This window comes from Pseudomonas sp. PSB18, from assembly GCF_014596565.1.
Classification (GTDB): Bacteria; Pseudomonadota; Gammaproteobacteria; order Pseudomonadales; family Pseudomonadaceae; genus Aquipseudomonas.
In genome coordinates this window covers 256,063-270,954 of record NZ_NOIN01000008.1, presented here as the reverse complement: position 1 = coordinate 270,954, position 14,892 = coordinate 256,063, and the positions used below count along the sequence as shown (strand labels likewise).

16 protein-coding genes and 1 riboswitch are annotated in these 14,892 nt (G+C 64.0%); of the genes, 2 read left to right on the top strand and 14 right to left on the bottom strand.

Features of this window, described 5'->3' with window-relative positions; genetic code table 11:
* Nucleotides 1–25: 25 nt before the first annotated feature.
* The 12 genes from CGA22_RS20130 to cobO form a co-directional block, all read right to left on the bottom strand.
* Nucleotides 26–1,225, bottom strand: a complete 1,200-nt coding sequence (locus CGA22_RS20130; protein ID WP_370444507.1) for an MFS transporter — start codon at nt 1,223–1,225, stop codon at nt 26–28.
* Nucleotides 1,226–1,286: 61 nt separating this feature from the next.
* The gene (locus tag CGA22_RS20125) at nt 1,287–1,691 is read right to left on the bottom strand and encodes a MarR family winged helix-turn-helix transcriptional regulator (protein ID WP_024779717.1); all 405 of its coding nucleotides are present in this window, start codon (nt 1,689–1,691) and stop codon (nt 1,287–1,289) included.
* Between the two features lie 182 nt (nt 1,692–1,873).
* On the bottom strand, nt 1,874–2,605 hold the full coding sequence (locus tag CGA22_RS20120) for an adenosylcobinamide-GDP ribazoletransferase (protein WP_041022722.1): 732 nt from the start codon (nt 2,603–2,605) through the stop codon (nt 1,874–1,876).
* A gap of 2 nt (nt 2,606–2,607) precedes the next feature.
* Entirely contained in the window at nt 2,608–3,183 is a 576-nt protein-coding gene (cobC, locus tag CGA22_RS20115; protein ID WP_041022723.1) for an alpha-ribazole phosphatase family protein, read from the bottom strand.
* Nucleotides 3,180–4,235, bottom strand: coding sequence for a nicotinate-nucleotide--dimethylbenzimidazole phosphoribosyltransferase (gene cobT, locus CGA22_RS20110; protein WP_041022724.1), 1,056 nt, complete (start codon nt 4,233–4,235; stop codon nt 3,180–3,182). The genes cobC and cobT overlap by 4 nt, the downstream gene beginning before the upstream one ends.
* A complete protein-coding gene (cobU, locus tag CGA22_RS20105; RefSeq protein WP_041022725.1) occupies nt 4,232–4,753 on the bottom strand; it encodes a bifunctional adenosylcobinamide kinase/adenosylcobinamide-phosphate guanylyltransferase in 522 nt (173 codons plus the stop codon). Before cobU ends, cobT begins: the two co-directional genes overlap by 4 nt.
* Nucleotides 4,754–4,882: 129 nt before the next feature.
* The gene (locus CGA22_RS20100; RefSeq protein ID WP_188258685.1) at nt 4,883–6,334 is read right to left on the bottom strand and encodes a cobyric acid synthase; all 1,452 of its coding nucleotides are present in this window, start codon (nt 6,332–6,334) and stop codon (nt 4,883–4,885) included.
* Nucleotides 6,331–7,323, bottom strand: coding sequence for a threonine-phosphate decarboxylase CobD (cobD, locus tag CGA22_RS20095; protein ID WP_041024317.1), 993 nt, complete (start codon nt 7,321–7,323; stop codon nt 6,331–6,333). Before cobD ends, CGA22_RS20100 begins: the two co-directional genes overlap by 4 nt.
* On the bottom strand, nt 7,316–8,224 hold the full coding sequence (gene cbiB / locus CGA22_RS20090; protein ID WP_041024318.1) for an adenosylcobinamide-phosphate synthase CbiB: 909 nt from the start codon (nt 8,222–8,224) through the stop codon (nt 7,316–7,318). Before cbiB ends, cobD begins: the two co-directional genes overlap by 8 nt.
* Nucleotides 8,221–8,871 carry a 5,6-dimethylbenzimidazole synthase gene (gene bluB, locus CGA22_RS20085; RefSeq protein ID WP_041024319.1) on the bottom strand — a complete coding sequence of 217 codons (651 nt, stop codon included), beginning with the start codon at nt 8,869–8,871 and terminating at the stop codon, nt 8,221–8,223. Before bluB ends, cbiB begins: the two co-directional genes overlap by 4 nt.
* Entirely contained in the window at nt 8,868–10,286 is a 1,419-nt protein-coding gene (locus CGA22_RS20080) for a cobyrinate a,c-diamide synthase (protein ID WP_041024320.1), read from the bottom strand. Before CGA22_RS20080 ends, bluB begins: the two co-directional genes overlap by 4 nt.
* Complete coding sequence (gene cobO, locus CGA22_RS20075; RefSeq protein ID WP_041024321.1) at nt 10,283–10,909, bottom strand: cob(I)yrinic acid a,c-diamide adenosyltransferase; 627 nt, start codon at nt 10,907–10,909, stop codon at nt 10,283–10,285. Before cobO ends, CGA22_RS20080 begins: the two co-directional genes overlap by 4 nt.
* Before the next feature lie 80 nt (nt 10,910–10,989).
* Nucleotides 10,990–11,335: riboswitch (cobalamin riboswitch) on the bottom strand.
* 159 nt (nt 11,336–11,494) lie between these two features.
* Here cobO and CGA22_RS20070 point away from each other — a divergent pair.
* Nucleotides 11,495–12,079: a hypothetical protein gene (locus CGA22_RS20070; RefSeq protein ID WP_041024322.1), complete on the top strand. Its 585-nt coding sequence runs from the start codon at nt 11,495–11,497 to the stop codon at nt 12,077–12,079.
* A 66-nt stretch (nt 12,080–12,145) separates the two neighbouring features.
* Nucleotides 12,146–13,456, top strand: a complete 1,311-nt coding sequence (locus tag CGA22_RS20065; RefSeq protein ID WP_041024323.1) for a PQQ-dependent sugar dehydrogenase — start codon at nt 12,146–12,148, stop codon at nt 13,454–13,456.
* An 81-nt stretch (nt 13,457–13,537) separates the two neighbouring features.
* On the opposite strand, the gene CGA22_RS20060 is transcribed toward CGA22_RS20065, so the two are convergent.
* Both CGA22_RS20060 and CGA22_RS20055 read right to left on the bottom strand, forming a co-directional pair.
* Nucleotides 13,538–14,200: a class I SAM-dependent methyltransferase gene (locus CGA22_RS20060; RefSeq protein WP_041024324.1), complete on the bottom strand. Its 663-nt coding sequence runs from the start codon at nt 14,198–14,200 to the stop codon at nt 13,538–13,540.
* A gap of 15 nt (nt 14,201–14,215) precedes the next feature.
* Complete coding sequence (locus CGA22_RS20055) at nt 14,216–14,749, bottom strand: C40 family peptidase (protein ID WP_139647950.1); 534 nt, start codon at nt 14,747–14,749, stop codon at nt 14,216–14,218.
* Nucleotides 14,750–14,892 lie beyond the last annotated feature (143 nt).

Below are 14,892 nucleotides of genomic sequence, written 5' to 3'. Positions count from 1 at the left end.
ACAATCAACCAGGGGCCGACGCGACTCATGCCGCACCAGCCTGAAACTGCAGGCGCGCCACCGGACGCTCGCGCACCGGCCAGTTCAACGCCGCCGCCAGCAGGCTTAACAGGATGGAGACCTGCCAGATCAAGTCGTAGCTGCCGGTGCGGTCATACACCACCCCACCCAGCCAGCCGCCCAGGAACGATCCCAACTGGTGGAACAGGAACACGATCCCACCCAGCATCGAGAGATTTCGTACACCGAACAGGGTGGCCACGGTGCCGTTGGTCAAAGGAACGGTGGAGAGCCACAGGAATCCCATCGCCATGCCAAATGCGTAGGCCGTGGTAGTGGTGACCGGCAGCCACAGGAACACGCCGATCACCACCGCCCGCGCCAGGTACAACCCTGTCAGCAGTCGCGGCTTGGACATGCGTCCGCCGAGCCAGCCGGCGGTGTAGGTACCGAAGATATTGAACAGCCCGACCAGGGCCAGCACGGTGGTGCCGACGCTGGCCGGAAGGTGCTGGTCCACCAGGTACGCCGGCAGATGCACGCCGATGAACACCACCTGGAAACCGCAGACGAAAAAGCCGAACGCCAGCAACCAGAATCCGGAATGGCTGCATGCCTCGCGCAACGCTTCGGACAAGGTCTGCTCATGGCCGGCCAAGGGCGTCGGCGTGTCCTTGAGCATGCTCACCAGCGGCACGATCAGCGCCACCAGCAGGCCCAGGACCAGCAGCGCGGCAGACCAGCCGAGCCAGCCGATCAAGCCCAAGGTGCCCGGCAACATGGCGAACTGGCCAAAGGAACCGGCGGCACTGGCGATACCCATGCCCAGGCTGCGTTTTTCTGGCGGCACAGCCCGACCGACCACCCCGAGGATCACCGAGAAAGACGTACCGGACAGACCGATACCGATCAGCAGCCCTGCACTCAATGACAGCGACCAAGCGGAATCCGACAACCCCATGAACACCAGGCCCACGGCGTAGAGTACACCGCCGATCAGCACCACTTTCGCCGCACCGAAGCGGTCGGCCAGCGCCCCGGTAAACGGCTGCGCCAGGCCCCAGATCAGGTTCTGCAGGGCGATGGCGAAGGCGAACACCTCACGGCCCCAGCCGAACTCGGTGCTCATGGGGGCCAGGAACAGCCCGAAGCCATGCCGCACACCCAGGGACAACGCCAGGATCAGCGCACTGCCCACCAGGACCCAACCACAGGTACGCCACATCGATGCCATTTTTATTCTCCGCTCGCGGGTATATACCCGCTTATTATCGAACGAACCGGCTTCACGCCAGTTCATCCAGCAAGGCCAGCAGTGCTGTGCGCTTCTCTGCGCCCAATTTATCGATCAATCGTTGTTGCGCCGCTTCCCAGGCGGGCAATGCCGCCGCCAGTCGGTCGCGTCCGGCTGGCGTCAGCACGACGATGCGGTTACGCATGTCCTCACCCTCGGCAAGCGCCACCAGCCCCTCGCCTTCCAGCACCCGAAGATTGCGCCCCAGGGTGCTGCGGTCCAGGCCCATGGCCTCGGCCAGGGACGAAATACTCGGCTGATCCAGGCGTGCCAGGTTGCTCAGCAAAGAATACTGGGCAACATTGATCCCGAAGCCATCGAGAGCGCCGTCGTAATACCTGCTGACGCCTCGAGCGGCGCGACGCAGGTTGATGCACAGACATTGGGAAGGAAGCATGATGCGTGTATATACCCGTTAACTGGATGAATGCAAATTTAAATATATCGCTTGACGAGGAAAACCTGTGGCAACAACTTGTGGGAGCAAGGCTTGCCCGCGATGAAGACACCTCGATATCAAGATTCACCGCGTTGACTTTATCGCGGGCAAGCCTTGCTCCCACAGACCTCCGCGTGGCGTCAGATCAATGCGATGCCCACCAACACCGCCATCTCAAGCAACTCCAGCAGGGCACCGGCCGTGTCACCCGTGCACCCACCCAGCCGACGCAGCATCATCTGCCGCAACCCGATGAACACCACCGTTGCGATGATCAGCGCCGAGACCCCGGCCCAGCCCGCCACCAGCACACAGCCCAGCGCACAGACCGACAAGACCTGCCACCCGGCAAGTCGCGGCAGATGGTCGGCGAGTGCCTGGCCTAACCCGCCTGCACGCACATAAGGCGTGGTCAGGAACAGGCCCAGCAGCGCCGCACGCCCCAATACCGGCACGATGAGCAACACCAGGGCCTGCCCTTGTTCGAGCAGCGCCAGCAACGCGGCGAACTTGAGCAGCAGCACCAATACCAGGGTGATCACGGCAATCGGTCCGCTGCGCGGGTCTTTCATGATCAGCAGCGTGCGCTCGCGGTCGCCAAAGCCTCCGAGCCAGGCGTCGGCGCTGTCGGCCAGGCCATCCAGGTGCAGCCCGCCACTGAGCAACACCCAGGCCGTCAGCAATAGAGCGCCCTGCAGCAGCAACGGCGTACCGAGCAGCAAGGTGCTGAAGACCCAGAGCAATGCACCGAACAACACCCCCACCAGCGGGTAGAACAGCAGCGAACGGCCAAGCTGCCCGGGTTCCGGCATGCCTGGCAGGCGAACCGGCAAGCTGCTGAGAAATTGCAGGGCGATCCAGAACGGCAGCATGTTCAGCTTATCTCCGTAAAGACCGGACCGGACGACACCCGCAGGGAGAACCGCGCCCCGTGGGCCACTTCAACGTTGAGCAATTGCTCCCGGGGCAGGCCTCGGGCCCGAGCCAGCAACAACTTCATCACGCCGCCATGGCTGACCAGCAACACCCGCTGTCCCGCGTAAGCCGCGTGCAGGCGCTCCACCGCCGCCAGGACCCGCGTCGAAAAGGCCAGCACCGGCTCACCGTCGGGAGGCGTGAAAGCATAAGGATCGGCCCAGAACCGGCCCAGGGCTTCGGCGTCCGTGTCCATCAACGCCGCTGCGCTGCGGCCCTCCCAGGCGCCAAAATGCAGCTCCTGTAGATCCGCCTCCACGTGCACCGGCAGGTTGAGTCGGCTGCCGAGCTGCTCGGCAAAGCGCGCACACCGCTGCAACGGCGAACTCACCAGTCGATCCCAAGGACCGTCCGTTGCTACAGCCGCATGCATCTGCTCCCAGCCCCTGGCCGTCAAGGCATCGTCGAGGCTGCCGCGCAACCCGCCGCCCAGCTCGGTTTCGCCATGGCGCAGTAGGTCCAGGCGCAAGGTCATGCCGGACGATCCGCCACGGCCGCTTCGGCGAACGTCGCCATTTGCCCGTGCAGGTCACAGGCCAGGCGCAACAGCGGCACCGCCAGCGCAGCGCCACTGCCCTCGCCCAGGCGCAGGCCCAAGTCGAGCAGCGGTTCGGCGCCGAGAGTTTCCAGAACGTGGCGATGCCCCGGTTCGGCGCCGCGATGGCCGAACAGCAGCCATGGCCGGCACCCGGGATTGAGGCGCACCGCCACCAATGCCGCAACGCTGCAGATAAAGCCGTCCACCAGCACTGCGATGCCTTGCTGCGCGCAGGCCAGGTACGCACCGGCCAGCGCGGCGATTTCAAACCCACCCAGATTGAACAGCGTCTGCAACGGATCGTTGCTCTGGGCTCGGTGCAGCGTCAGGGCACGTTCAATCACCTGCGCTTTGTGGCTGACACCCGCTGCGTCCAACCCCGTACCCGGCCCGACCAGATGAGCTACCGGGCAATCGAGCAAGGCGCAGGCCAGAGCACTGGCCGCCGTCGTGTTGCCAATCCCCATCTCACCACCGATGAACAACTGCGTGCCACCGGCTGTCGCGCGAGCAACGCTGTCGCGCCCGGCTTGCAGGGCCTGCTCGCCCTGGGTCACGGTCATCGCCGGGCCCTGGACGAAATTCGCCGTGCCGGGCCCGACATGCAGATGCCGCACACCGGGCAGATCCAGTGACGGCGTCACGGTCCCCAGGTCCACGACCTCCAACGCAGCGCCCAATTGCCGCGCCAGGACGCTGATGGCTGCGCCGCCGCTGACGAAGTTGAGCAGCATCTGCCCGGTGACCTCCTGGGGATAGGCCGACACACCCTCGGCCACCACCCCATGGTCGCCGGCAAAGATCGCGATCCACAGTTGCTCCAGGCTTGGCTTGACCTGCCCTTGCAGGCCCGCCAGTTGCACCGCCACCGATTCGAGCTGTCCCAGGGAGCCGGCCGGTTTGGTCAGTTGTTGCTGACGGGCCGCGGCCCGTTCCAGGGCCTGGGTATCGAGGGGCTTGCACGGGTCCAGCCACCAGCGGTGATTCATAACGCAGTACCTTTGAGGGTCAGGGGCAGGCCGGCAACGGTCAGCACAACACGCTGACAACGCTCGGCCAGGGCTTGATGCAGCCAACCGGCTTCATCGACATAACGGCGAGTCAGCTCGCCCAGCGGCACGACACCCATGCCGGTCTCGTTGCTGACAAAAATGATTTCACCGGGCAGCGCGGTCACACAATCCAGCAAGGCATCGCGCGCCATACCGAGTTGTCGGGCGTCATCGAGCATCAGCAGATTGGTCAGCCACAGGGTCAGGCAATCCACCAGCAAGCAGTGTCCCGGTGCGGCGTTGTCCCGCAACACCTGGGCCAAGGCGAGCGGCTCTTCCACCAGCGCCCATTCGGCCGGACGACGGGCGCGATGCAGGGCGACCCGCTGGTTCATCTCGCCGTCCAGGGGCTGGCTGGTGGCGATGTAGGTCACCGGCAAGCGAGTGTCCGCCGCGAGCTTTTCAGCCAGGCGACTCTTGCCGGAACGGGCGCCGCCGAGGATCAGTTGGAGCATGGCGTATTACCTTTCAAATAGGCGGTGTTGCTGCCGGCCCCATCGCGAGCAGGCTCGCTCCCACATTGGCCGGTGTTCACAATCCCCTGTGGGAGCGAGCCTGCTCGCGATGGGGCCAGTCCAGCCACCCTAGATCCCACAGAGTCCACGCAACAACCCGGTATCCAGATGCTTCTCCACCAGATCCGCCAGCCGCTCGATGTCCCGCTCGCGCAAGCCGTGGTAATCCACCGCTTGCACGTCCGCCAACCCGGCCCAACGCAACAAGGCGCTGCTGGACTCGGGCGACTCGAACAGGCCGTGCAGGTAGGTGCCGAAGATCTGTCCGTCGAGGCTCCGGGCTCCGTCGCAACGACCATCATCCAACTGCACCAAGGGCTGTTCCAGGGCCGGGCCGACGGTCACGCCGGCATGGATCTCGTAGCCACTGACCTCGGCATCCTCCAGAGTCAATCGTCCTCGGACATTGCGCAGCTGCTTCTCGTGCTCCAGGGTCGTTTCGAACGCCAGAAGCCCCAGTCCGTCGCTGGAGCCCGGCGCGCCTTCCAACCCCAGCGGATCGTGGACCTGTTGGCCGAGCATCTGCAAACCGCCGCAGATCCCCAGCAGCTTGCCGCCATAGCGCAGGTGTCGCTGGATGGCCGCTTCCCAGCCGTGGGCCCGTAGATGAGCCAGATCGCTGCGCACGCTTTTCGACCCCGGCAGGATGATCAGGTCGGCTGGCGTAATGGTCTGGCCGGGGCCGATGAATTGCAGATCAACCTGCGGGTGCAGGCGCAGCGGATCGAAATCGGTGTGATTGCTGAGCCGCGGCAACACCGGGACCACCACCTTGAGTACCTGCTCGGCCTTGTCGGTTTGGCGCCGGTCCAATCCGTCCTCGGCTTCCAGATGCAGGTCCATCACGTAGGGCAACACCCCCACCACCGGTTTGCCGGTACGCGCTTCCAACCAGTCCAGGCCCGGTTGCAGCAAGGCGATGTCGCCGCGAAAACGGTTGATGATGAAGCCTTTGACCCGCGCCTGTTCGCTGGGCGAAAGCAGCTCCAGGGTGCCCACCAGATGGGCGAATACGCCGCCGCGATTGATATCGGCGATCAGCAGCACGGGGCAGTCCACCGCTTCGGCAAACCCCATGTTGGCGATGTCACCGGCCCGCAGATTGATCTCGGCCGGCGATCCCGCGCCTTCCACCATCACCACCGGATACGCCGCGCTCAACCGCTCGTGGGAAGCCAGCACGGCCTGCATCGCGATGGCCTTATAGTCGTGATAGGCCACGGCATTCATGGTGGTGACCGCACGGCCGTGGATGATCACCTGAGCCCCCGTGTCGCTGTTGGGCTTGAGCAACACCGGGTTCATGTCGGTATGCGGCTCGAGACCGGCCGCCTGGGCCTGCACCGCCTGGGCACGACCGATTTCGCCACCGTCAGTGGTCACGGCGCTGTTGAGGGCCATGTTCTGCGGCTTGAACGGCACCACACTCACACCCTGGCGCCTGACCCAGCGGCACAGCGCCGTGACCAAGGTACTTTTACCGGCATCGGACGTGGTGCCTTGAACCATCACTGTGGTCATCGGAAGTCCTTGGCGTAGGCCTCGAAAGCCTGTTCGAGACGCAAAAATTCAGCCTCATCGGCCGGCAACCCGAAGCGCAGGCTGCTGTTGTTCGTGAACAGCCGCAAGAGAATGCCGCGATGGGCCATGAAGTCATGAAGCACCTGGGCATGTTCGGTGACCAACCACTGGAACAACCCACAACCACCCTGGGGTTTGAAGCCGTAACGGGCCAGCAGCAGCGCCAGGCGTTGACTGGCGGCTTCGCAGCGCTGACGTTGACGGGTGTGAGCGGCGGTGTCGAGCAAACAGGCTTGGCCCAGGACCCGGGTCGGCCCACTGACCGCCCACGGCCCGACCTGTTCGGCGAGCAACCTGAGCAAATGCTGCTCGGCCAGGACAAACCCCAGGCGAACCCCGGCCAGGCCAAAGAACTTGCCGAACGAACGCAGCACGATCAGCCCAACCTGATGGGCATGGGCGGCCAGGCTCAGTTGCGGAGTGACGTCCATGAAGGCCTCATCCACTACCAGCCAACCGCCACGCTGGGCCAACCGGGCGTGCCAATCCAGCAAACGCTCGGGACTCAGGTTCAGACCCGTGGGATTGTTCGGATTGACCACCACCAGCACATCGAGACTGTCGAGGAAGAAATCCACTTCCGATTCCAGCATCTCACGGACGATGTAACCGCAGCGGCGCCAGGCTTCGGCATGCTCGGCGTAACAGGGCGACAGTACGCCGACCTTGCCGCTGCGACGCAGGCGCGGCAACAACTGGATTGCCATTTGCGAGCCGGCCACCGGCAGTACATGGGTCGCCCCGTAATAAGTGCAGGCGGCCTGCTCCAGCCCGTCATCGGTTTCAGGCAGGCGCGCCCAGGCCCGTAATGGAATCGCCGGGACGTCGAACGGCCACGGCGCCAGACCGCTGGACAGGTCGAGCCAATCCACCTCGGCAATGCCATATTGCCGGGCTGCCTTGCGCAGGCGTCCGCCGTGCTCAAGCATAGAACTCAGCTCCCAGGCAAAGAATCAGCAACCACAACCATACGCCGCGCTGCACCAGTTGCCAGCCGCGATCAATGGCATCGGCGCTCGCCGGCACGCCCTCGCCCAGCGCTGGACGCTGGTGCAGTTCGCCGTGATACACCGCCGCGCCCCCCAGTTCGACGCCCAGCGCACCGGCACCGGCGGCCATAACGGGCCCGGCATTGGGGCTGTCCCAGGTCGGGCCCTGGCTGCGCCAACACCGGAGCGCCAGGCGGGTTTTGCCGAGCAGCGCGTAGGTCAACGCCACCAGCCGCGCCGGAATGTAGTTGAGCACATCGTCGATTTTTGCCGCCGCCCAGCCAAAACGCTCGAAACGTTCGTCGCGATAGCCCCACATGGCGTCGAGGGTATTGCTCAAGCGATACAACACCACGCCGGGAGCTCCCGCCACGGCGAACCAGAACAGTGCGGCAAATACCGCGTCGCTGCCGTTCTCCAGCACCGACTCGGTGGCCGCACGGGCCACGGCGGTTTCGTCCAGCTCACGGGTTTCGCGGCTGACCAGATAGCCGACACGCATGCGCGCTTCGTCCAGATCGCCGCTGCGCAGCGCCCGGGCCACCGGCTCGACATGTTCGCCGAGGCTGCGCAGGCCGAGGGCGCAGTACAGCGCCAGGATATCCACCAGCCACCCCACCAGCGGTGCCCAGGACAGGGCCGTGACGAGTAGGGTCAGCGGCACCACCGCAATGACCCACGCCGTGACCCCATGGCTGCGCCAGCCGCGCCCGCCGGAATTGAAGCGTTGTTCGATGCGATCGGCAAAGCGACCGAACGCCACCAGCGGATGCCCGCGCCGGGGCTCGCCCAGCAGTGCATCCAGCGCTACGGCGGCGGCACTGAGCAGCGCGACACTCATGGGCTCACTCCCCACTGGTTTTCATAGAGCAGCTCATTGAGTGAACGCGGTTGTGCCCAGCCCTCCAAGGCGAGCATCGGTGCCGGATAAAAACCCTCCACCGGGCCGAGGCAGAGTATCGCCAGGGGCTTGGCGCCCGCAGGCAGGCCCAGCAGATCGGCCAGGGCCTGGGGCTCGAACAGCGAAACCCAGCCCATCCCCAACCCTTCGGCACGGGACGCCAGCCACAGATTCTGGATCGCGCAGGACAGCGAAGCGAGGTCCATTTCCGGCAAGGTCCGACGGCCGAAGATGTGCCGCTCGCGGTCATCCATCAACGCCGCCACCAGTACTTCGGCACAGTCATTGATGCCCTCGACCTTGAGTTTCATGAACTCATCGCTGCGTTCGCCCAGGGCCTCGGCGGTGCGAATGCGCTCCTGCTCCACCAATTCCCGGATACCTGCCCGCAGGGCACGGTCACTGATGCGAATGAACCGCCAGGGTTGCATCAGGCCCACGCTGGGGGCCTGGTGTGCGGCTTCCAGCAGACGGCGCAGCAGCCGGGGTTCCACGGTGCCACCGGTGAAGTGACGCATGTCACGGCGTTCGGCGATGGCGCGGTAGATGGCGTCGCGTTCGGCCTGGGGGAATGCGTTGTCAGTCATGGCCTCTTCGCGAGCAGGCTCGCTCCCACATTGGGTTGGTGTTCACAGCTGGATGGGTGTTCACAGATCCCTGTGGGAGCGGGCTTGCTCACGAAAGCGGCCTCAGGGTCCGGCGCCAACAGCGCGGCGATGGCCCTCGGATTCGATGGAAAATAGAAATGCACATAGGAAGCCGTCATCCGCCCCTGCCGGAACACCGCCTCCGCGCCACGCCCGCCGTTGGGGCTATGACCACGGGCAATCGGCTCCAGGTCAGTGCTGGTCAGCGAATGATGGTAGGTGTGTCCACGCAGATTGCCTTCCGGCAGTTCCACCGATTGCAGCGCCAGGGCGGCCAGGCGCTTCTGCATCTGCGCGTCACCGGCGAGCAAACCGAGCAGTTCGGCGCGATTGCCCTCGACATCGGTCAGTGAATCCAGCAGATACAACATGCCGCCGCACTCCGCCAGCAACGGCTTGCCAGCATCGTGATGAGCGCGGATCGCCGCCAGCATCGGCGCGTTCCGCGCCAGGGCAAGGTGATGCAGCTCAGGATAACCGCCAGGCAGGTACAGGCTGTCCGCCTCGGGCAGTTCGCGGTCATGGATCGGTGAGAAAAAGCGCAGCTGTGCACCCATGGCCCGCAGTAGATCGAGGCTCGCGCCATAGGTGAAGGCAAATGCTTCGTCCCGGGCCACGGCGATGCGGACCCCGTCGAGCCACGGTTGCGCGGCAATCACCTCGGGGGCGGCGAATGTCACCGCCGGCGGGAGCGTCACTTCGCAACTGCCGGCCAAGGCCTCGGCTGCGGCGTCGAGGCGCAGGTCCAGGTCGTTCAGCTCACTGGCCTGGACCAGCCCGAGGTGGCGACTAGGCAGTTCGATTCCGGTTTCCCGGGACAGCGCGCCGTACCAGCGCAGGCCTTCGGTGAGGCTGCCTTCAAGCAATTGCGCATGGCGCACGGTGCCGACCCGGTTGGCCAGCACACCGGCGAAGGGCAGGTCCGGCTGATAGCGCGCCAGCCCGAGGGCCAGGGCGCCGAAAGTCTGGGCCATGGCCGTGCCGTCGATCACCGCCAGCACCGGCACACCGAAATGCCGCGCCAGGTCGGCGCTGGACGGCGTGCCGTCGAACAGCCCCATCACCCCTTCGATCAGGATCAGGTCCGCTTCGGCGGCCGCTTCCCACAGCAGCCGTCGACTTTCCTGCTCGCCGACCATCCACATGTCCAATTGATAGACCGGCGCGCCGCTGGCACGCTCCAGGATCATCGGGTCGAGGAAATCAGGGCCGCATTTGAATACGCGCACCTTGCGCCCTTGGTTGCGATGCAACCGGGCCAGGGCGGCGGTGACCGTGGTCTTGCCCTGCCCCGACGCCGGGGCGGCAATCAGTACCGCCGGGCATTGGCGGTCCGGCAATGAAGCGTCACTCACAGTTCAACGCCTTTCTGTGCCTTGATACCGGCCTGGAAGGCGTGCTTGATCATGCCCATTTCGGTGACGGTGTCCGCCAGCTCGATCATTTCCGGCTTGGCGCCGCGCCCGGTCACCACGACGTGCTGCATGGGCGGACGCGCCTGCAGATCACTCAGGACCTGGTCAAGATCGAGATAACCGTGCTTGAGGGCAATGTTCAGTTCATCGAGCACCACCAGGCCAATGGACGGATCACTCAGCAACTGCCGCGATACGGCCCAGGCCGCTTCGGCCGCCGCAATGTCGCGCTGTCGATCCTGGGTTTCCCAGGTAAACCCTTCGCCCATGACATGAAAGCGCACTTGCTCCGGGAAGCGCCGGAAGAACAACTCTTCACCGGTGCTGCTGCGGCCCTTGATGAACTGCACCACGCCGCACTGCATCCCATGCCCCATGGCCCGGGCCAGCATGCCGAATGCCGAACTGCTCTTGCCCTTGCCGTTGCCGGTCAGCACCAGCAGCAAGCCGCATTCGTTCGGGGAGTTGGCGATGCGCTCGTCGATCACGGCTTTTTTGCGCAGCATGCGCGCCAGGTGACGCTCGTCGCGGTCGGACGCATCTGTGTTGGGTAAGCCGGTCATGGGGAAGCCTCCGTTGGGAACTGGATAACGGCGGGCGGGCACAGGAAAAGACGGCAACAAGCCTGGCATCGCCCACCGTGATGCCGTTGGATGAATCAGGCCGGTCTCCGGGCTCATGAGCGGCGTAACGCCGGGCTGCGCGCCTTCCCATGTCGATAGACACAGTGGCCAGGCTTAGTACGAAAAGTGCCTGCGCGACGATCATGCTGCGTTGAAAACAGGCTCGGAATGCTCATTTACAACCAGTAAACTCCGCTTCCTCGCCTGTTTTCGCCTTGCCTGATCGCCGCTCGGCGACTTTTCGTACTAACCCTGCTGGCAGCTTTGACTCATTTACCGTTGCGGGGGCAGCGCCGGGTTCTCACCGGCTTCCCTGTTTCACTCTGTCGACCCGGGTCACAGAGCACCTGAAACAAGTCGCGAAGGTTAGAGGGTTGGGGGTGGAGCGTCAATTAAAGCCGCCAAGGGCCCGGCACTGATCATGGGCCTGGATCGATAAAGTGACGCCAATCTTGTGTCATGTCACGGCAAGTGATATCAAATAGACATTACGACCCGATACCACAAAAACAAGAGGGCAAAAACATGCAAGGCATGATCATCAGCAATCCAAGGCTGGAATTCCTGCGCCCGGTGCTGGAACGCTGGTTTGACTGTATCGACCGCTACAACGCCGTGCGCGGCGATAACGATACACCTTACTGGTTCGATGAAAAGGCCAACCTCGGCCTGCTCTCGGCCGCCGCCTGGATGGCCGAGATGGTCACGCTGCAGCACACCGCGACCCGCAAGCAGAATGAAGAAGGCGAACGCAACGTCAGCGCCGACCTGTTCATCGCCGGTGCCGAGGATCGTGCGTTCATCCAGGCCACCCAACGCTGGCCGAAGGTGAAGAGCCTCAACCTGACCCAGCCCCTGCAGGATGTCACCAGCGACGCCAAGCGCATCAGTTATGCCACTGACCTGAAGCTGGGCTGCCTGTTCGTCGCCCCGCAAAAAGCCCAGCAAAGTACTACGCCCGAAGAACTCCAGGACATGATCGAGGACCTGCAAAAGGAAAATACCTGCGCCGTGGCCTGGTACTTCCCTTACAACTATCGCAAGTTGCGCAACGAGGCCGGTCATTACCACCCGGGTATCGCCGTGCTGTTCAAGCAGGCCCACGGCTGACCGGTTGAACCATCAGCGGTCTATGCTTCTCTATGAATAACTACATGCATTCATAGGGAAGCCAGCATGCTCAAGCCACCGCACCTTCTGATCGTCGCCCTCGCCGCAGGGCTTGTCGCTTGTGGCGAGTCTTCCACACTGCAAGTCTCCGACGGCACCGGCCCATCGCCAAAACTGCCCGAACCGAACAAGACCCTGGTCCCCACCGTCAACATCGCCGAAGCGGTCGGCTGGCCCCAGGGCGCCAAGCCAACCGCAGCCGAGGGCCTGCAAGTGGTGGCGTTCGCCGAAGGACTGGATCATCCGCGCTGGCTCTACGTGCTGCCCAATGGCGATGTGCTGGTGGCGGAAACCAATGCCCCGCCCAAGCCGGACGACGCCAAGGGCATCCGTGGCTGGGTGATGAAAAAAGTCATGGGCCGCGCCGGCGCCGGCGTCCCCAGCCCGAATCGCATCACGTTGTTGCGCGACGCCAACCACGATGGCATCGCAGAAACCCGCACGGTCTTCCTGGAAAACCTCAACTCGCCGTTCGGCATGACATTGGTGGGCAATGACTTGTACGTGGCCGACACCGACCGGCTGATCCGCTTCCCCTACAAGGACGGCGACACGCAAATCAAAGCGCAGCCGACCAAGGTCGTCGATCTGCCAGGTGGCACCATCAACCACCACTGGACCAAGAACGTGATCGCCAGCCGTGACGGCAGCAAGCTTTACGTCACCACCGGCTCGAACAGCAACGTCGCGGAAAATGGCATGGAGGCGGAGGAAGGCCGCGCGGCGATCTGGGAAGTGGACCGCGCCACCGGCAATCACCGCATTTTCGCTTCGGGCCTGCGCAACCCCAACGGGCTGGCCTGGGAACCGCGCAGTGGTGCGTTGTGGACAGCGGTGAATGAGCGCGATGAGATCGGCAGCGACCTGGTGCCGGACTACATCACCTCGGTCAAGGACGGCGCCTTCTACGGCTGGCCCTACAGCTATTACGGGCAGAACGTCGACGTGCGGGTCGAGCCACAGAACCCGGCATTGGTGGCCAAGGCCATCGCCCCGGACTACGCCGTCGGCCCCCACACGGCCTCATTGGGCCTGACGTTCGCCGAAGGCAGCGCCCTGCCAGCGCCCTTCACCGAAGGCGCGTTCATTGGCCAGCATGGCTCTTGGAATCGTAAGCCCCACAGTGGCTATAAAGTGATTTTCGTACCGTTCAGCGGCGGCAAACCGGCGGGTAAACCGGTGGATGTGCTGACCGGCTTCCTGAACGCAGACGAAAAAGCCCAAGGGCGCCCGGTGGGCGTGGTGATCGACAAGCAAGGCGGCTTGCTGGTGGCCGATGACGTGGGAAACAAGGTATGGCGGGTGTCGGGTAAATAATCCGTCGATGGCCTGCGGACAACTCTGTGGCGAGGGGATTCATCCCCTCGCCACAAATGTCATTCCAACCAGGAACTGCGCTTAAAGCTTACGACACAAAGTCAATCCATCCCCCAGCGGCAGCAGCGACAAATCCACCCGCAGATCATCCTTCAAGGCCAGATTCAGTGCCTGAATGGCGCGGGTGTCCTCGCTCTGGGGCTGGGCTTCCAGCACCCGTCCGCTCCACAGCGTGTTATCAAACATCACCAGCCCACCCCGGCGCAGCAACCGTAGCGCGCGCTCCAGGTAAGCCGGGTAGTTGGCCTTGTCGGCGTCGATGAAGATCAGGTCGAACGTGTCACCCTGCCCCTGGCGCTCAAGATCGTCGAGGGTTTCCAGGGCCGGCGCCAGGCGCAGCTCGATCCGCTCGGCCAGTCCCGCTTCGCGCCAGAAACGCAGCGCCACGGCGTTGTAGTCACCGGGAATATCGCAACAGATCAACGAACCATCCGGCGGCAGGGCCGAGGCCATGCACAACGCGCTGTAGCCGGTGAACGTACCGACTTCCAACAAGCGCCGGGCGCCGGTGAGTTTCACCAGCAATGCCAGGAATTGACCCTGCTCGGGCGCTATCTGCCAGCGCGCCATGGGCAGCGCCTGGGTCTCGTCCCGCAGACGTCGCTGCAAAGGCGTCTCCCGCAGGGAAACGTCCAGCAGATACTGGTAAAGGGCATCATCGAGATTGAGGGTGCGAGCGGTCATGACAACCTCCGCGAATCAGGGATAACGCGCCAGGTGTTCCGGTTGCAGCACCCGCTTGGCACTCAGATAGGCTTTCTGCCAATAGGCCTTGGACAGGCTGTCGAGCTTGACCGTACCGCCAGTGGCCGGCGCATGAACGAAGCGGCCCTCACCGACATAGATCCCGGCATGGCTGACCTGGGAGCCACCGTTGGTGGCGAAGAAAATCAGGTCACCACTTTGCAGCGCGTCCTTGCCGACATCCGGTGCGCGCATGCCGATCATCTCGCGGGTCGAACGTGGCAGGGAAATACCGGCGGCATCACGGTAGACGTAGCCGATCAGGCCGCTGCAATCGAACCCCGAATCCGGCGTATTGCCGCCCCAGCGGTAAGGCGTCCCGACCAGGCCCAAGGCCCGGAAGAGCACATCTTCGGCGGCCGGAGGCAAGGGTTGCGAGGGAGCAAAGACCACAGGAGCCCGAACGGGCGCGGGCGGTGGCGTACGACTTGCGCATGCGCTGAGCAGTGCGGCAAGGCAGATAAGAGCGAGGCGGGCCGACGTCGACATATGCAGAACAATCCTGATCTGGATGCGGCTTTTCTGCCGTGGACATGAAAACGAATCCGCCTGCGGAGTACGCAGGCGGATTGCCATCAATCAATGATCAAGGATTCTAGCGCCTGTGAAGCAAACTTCAAGTAAGACTTTAA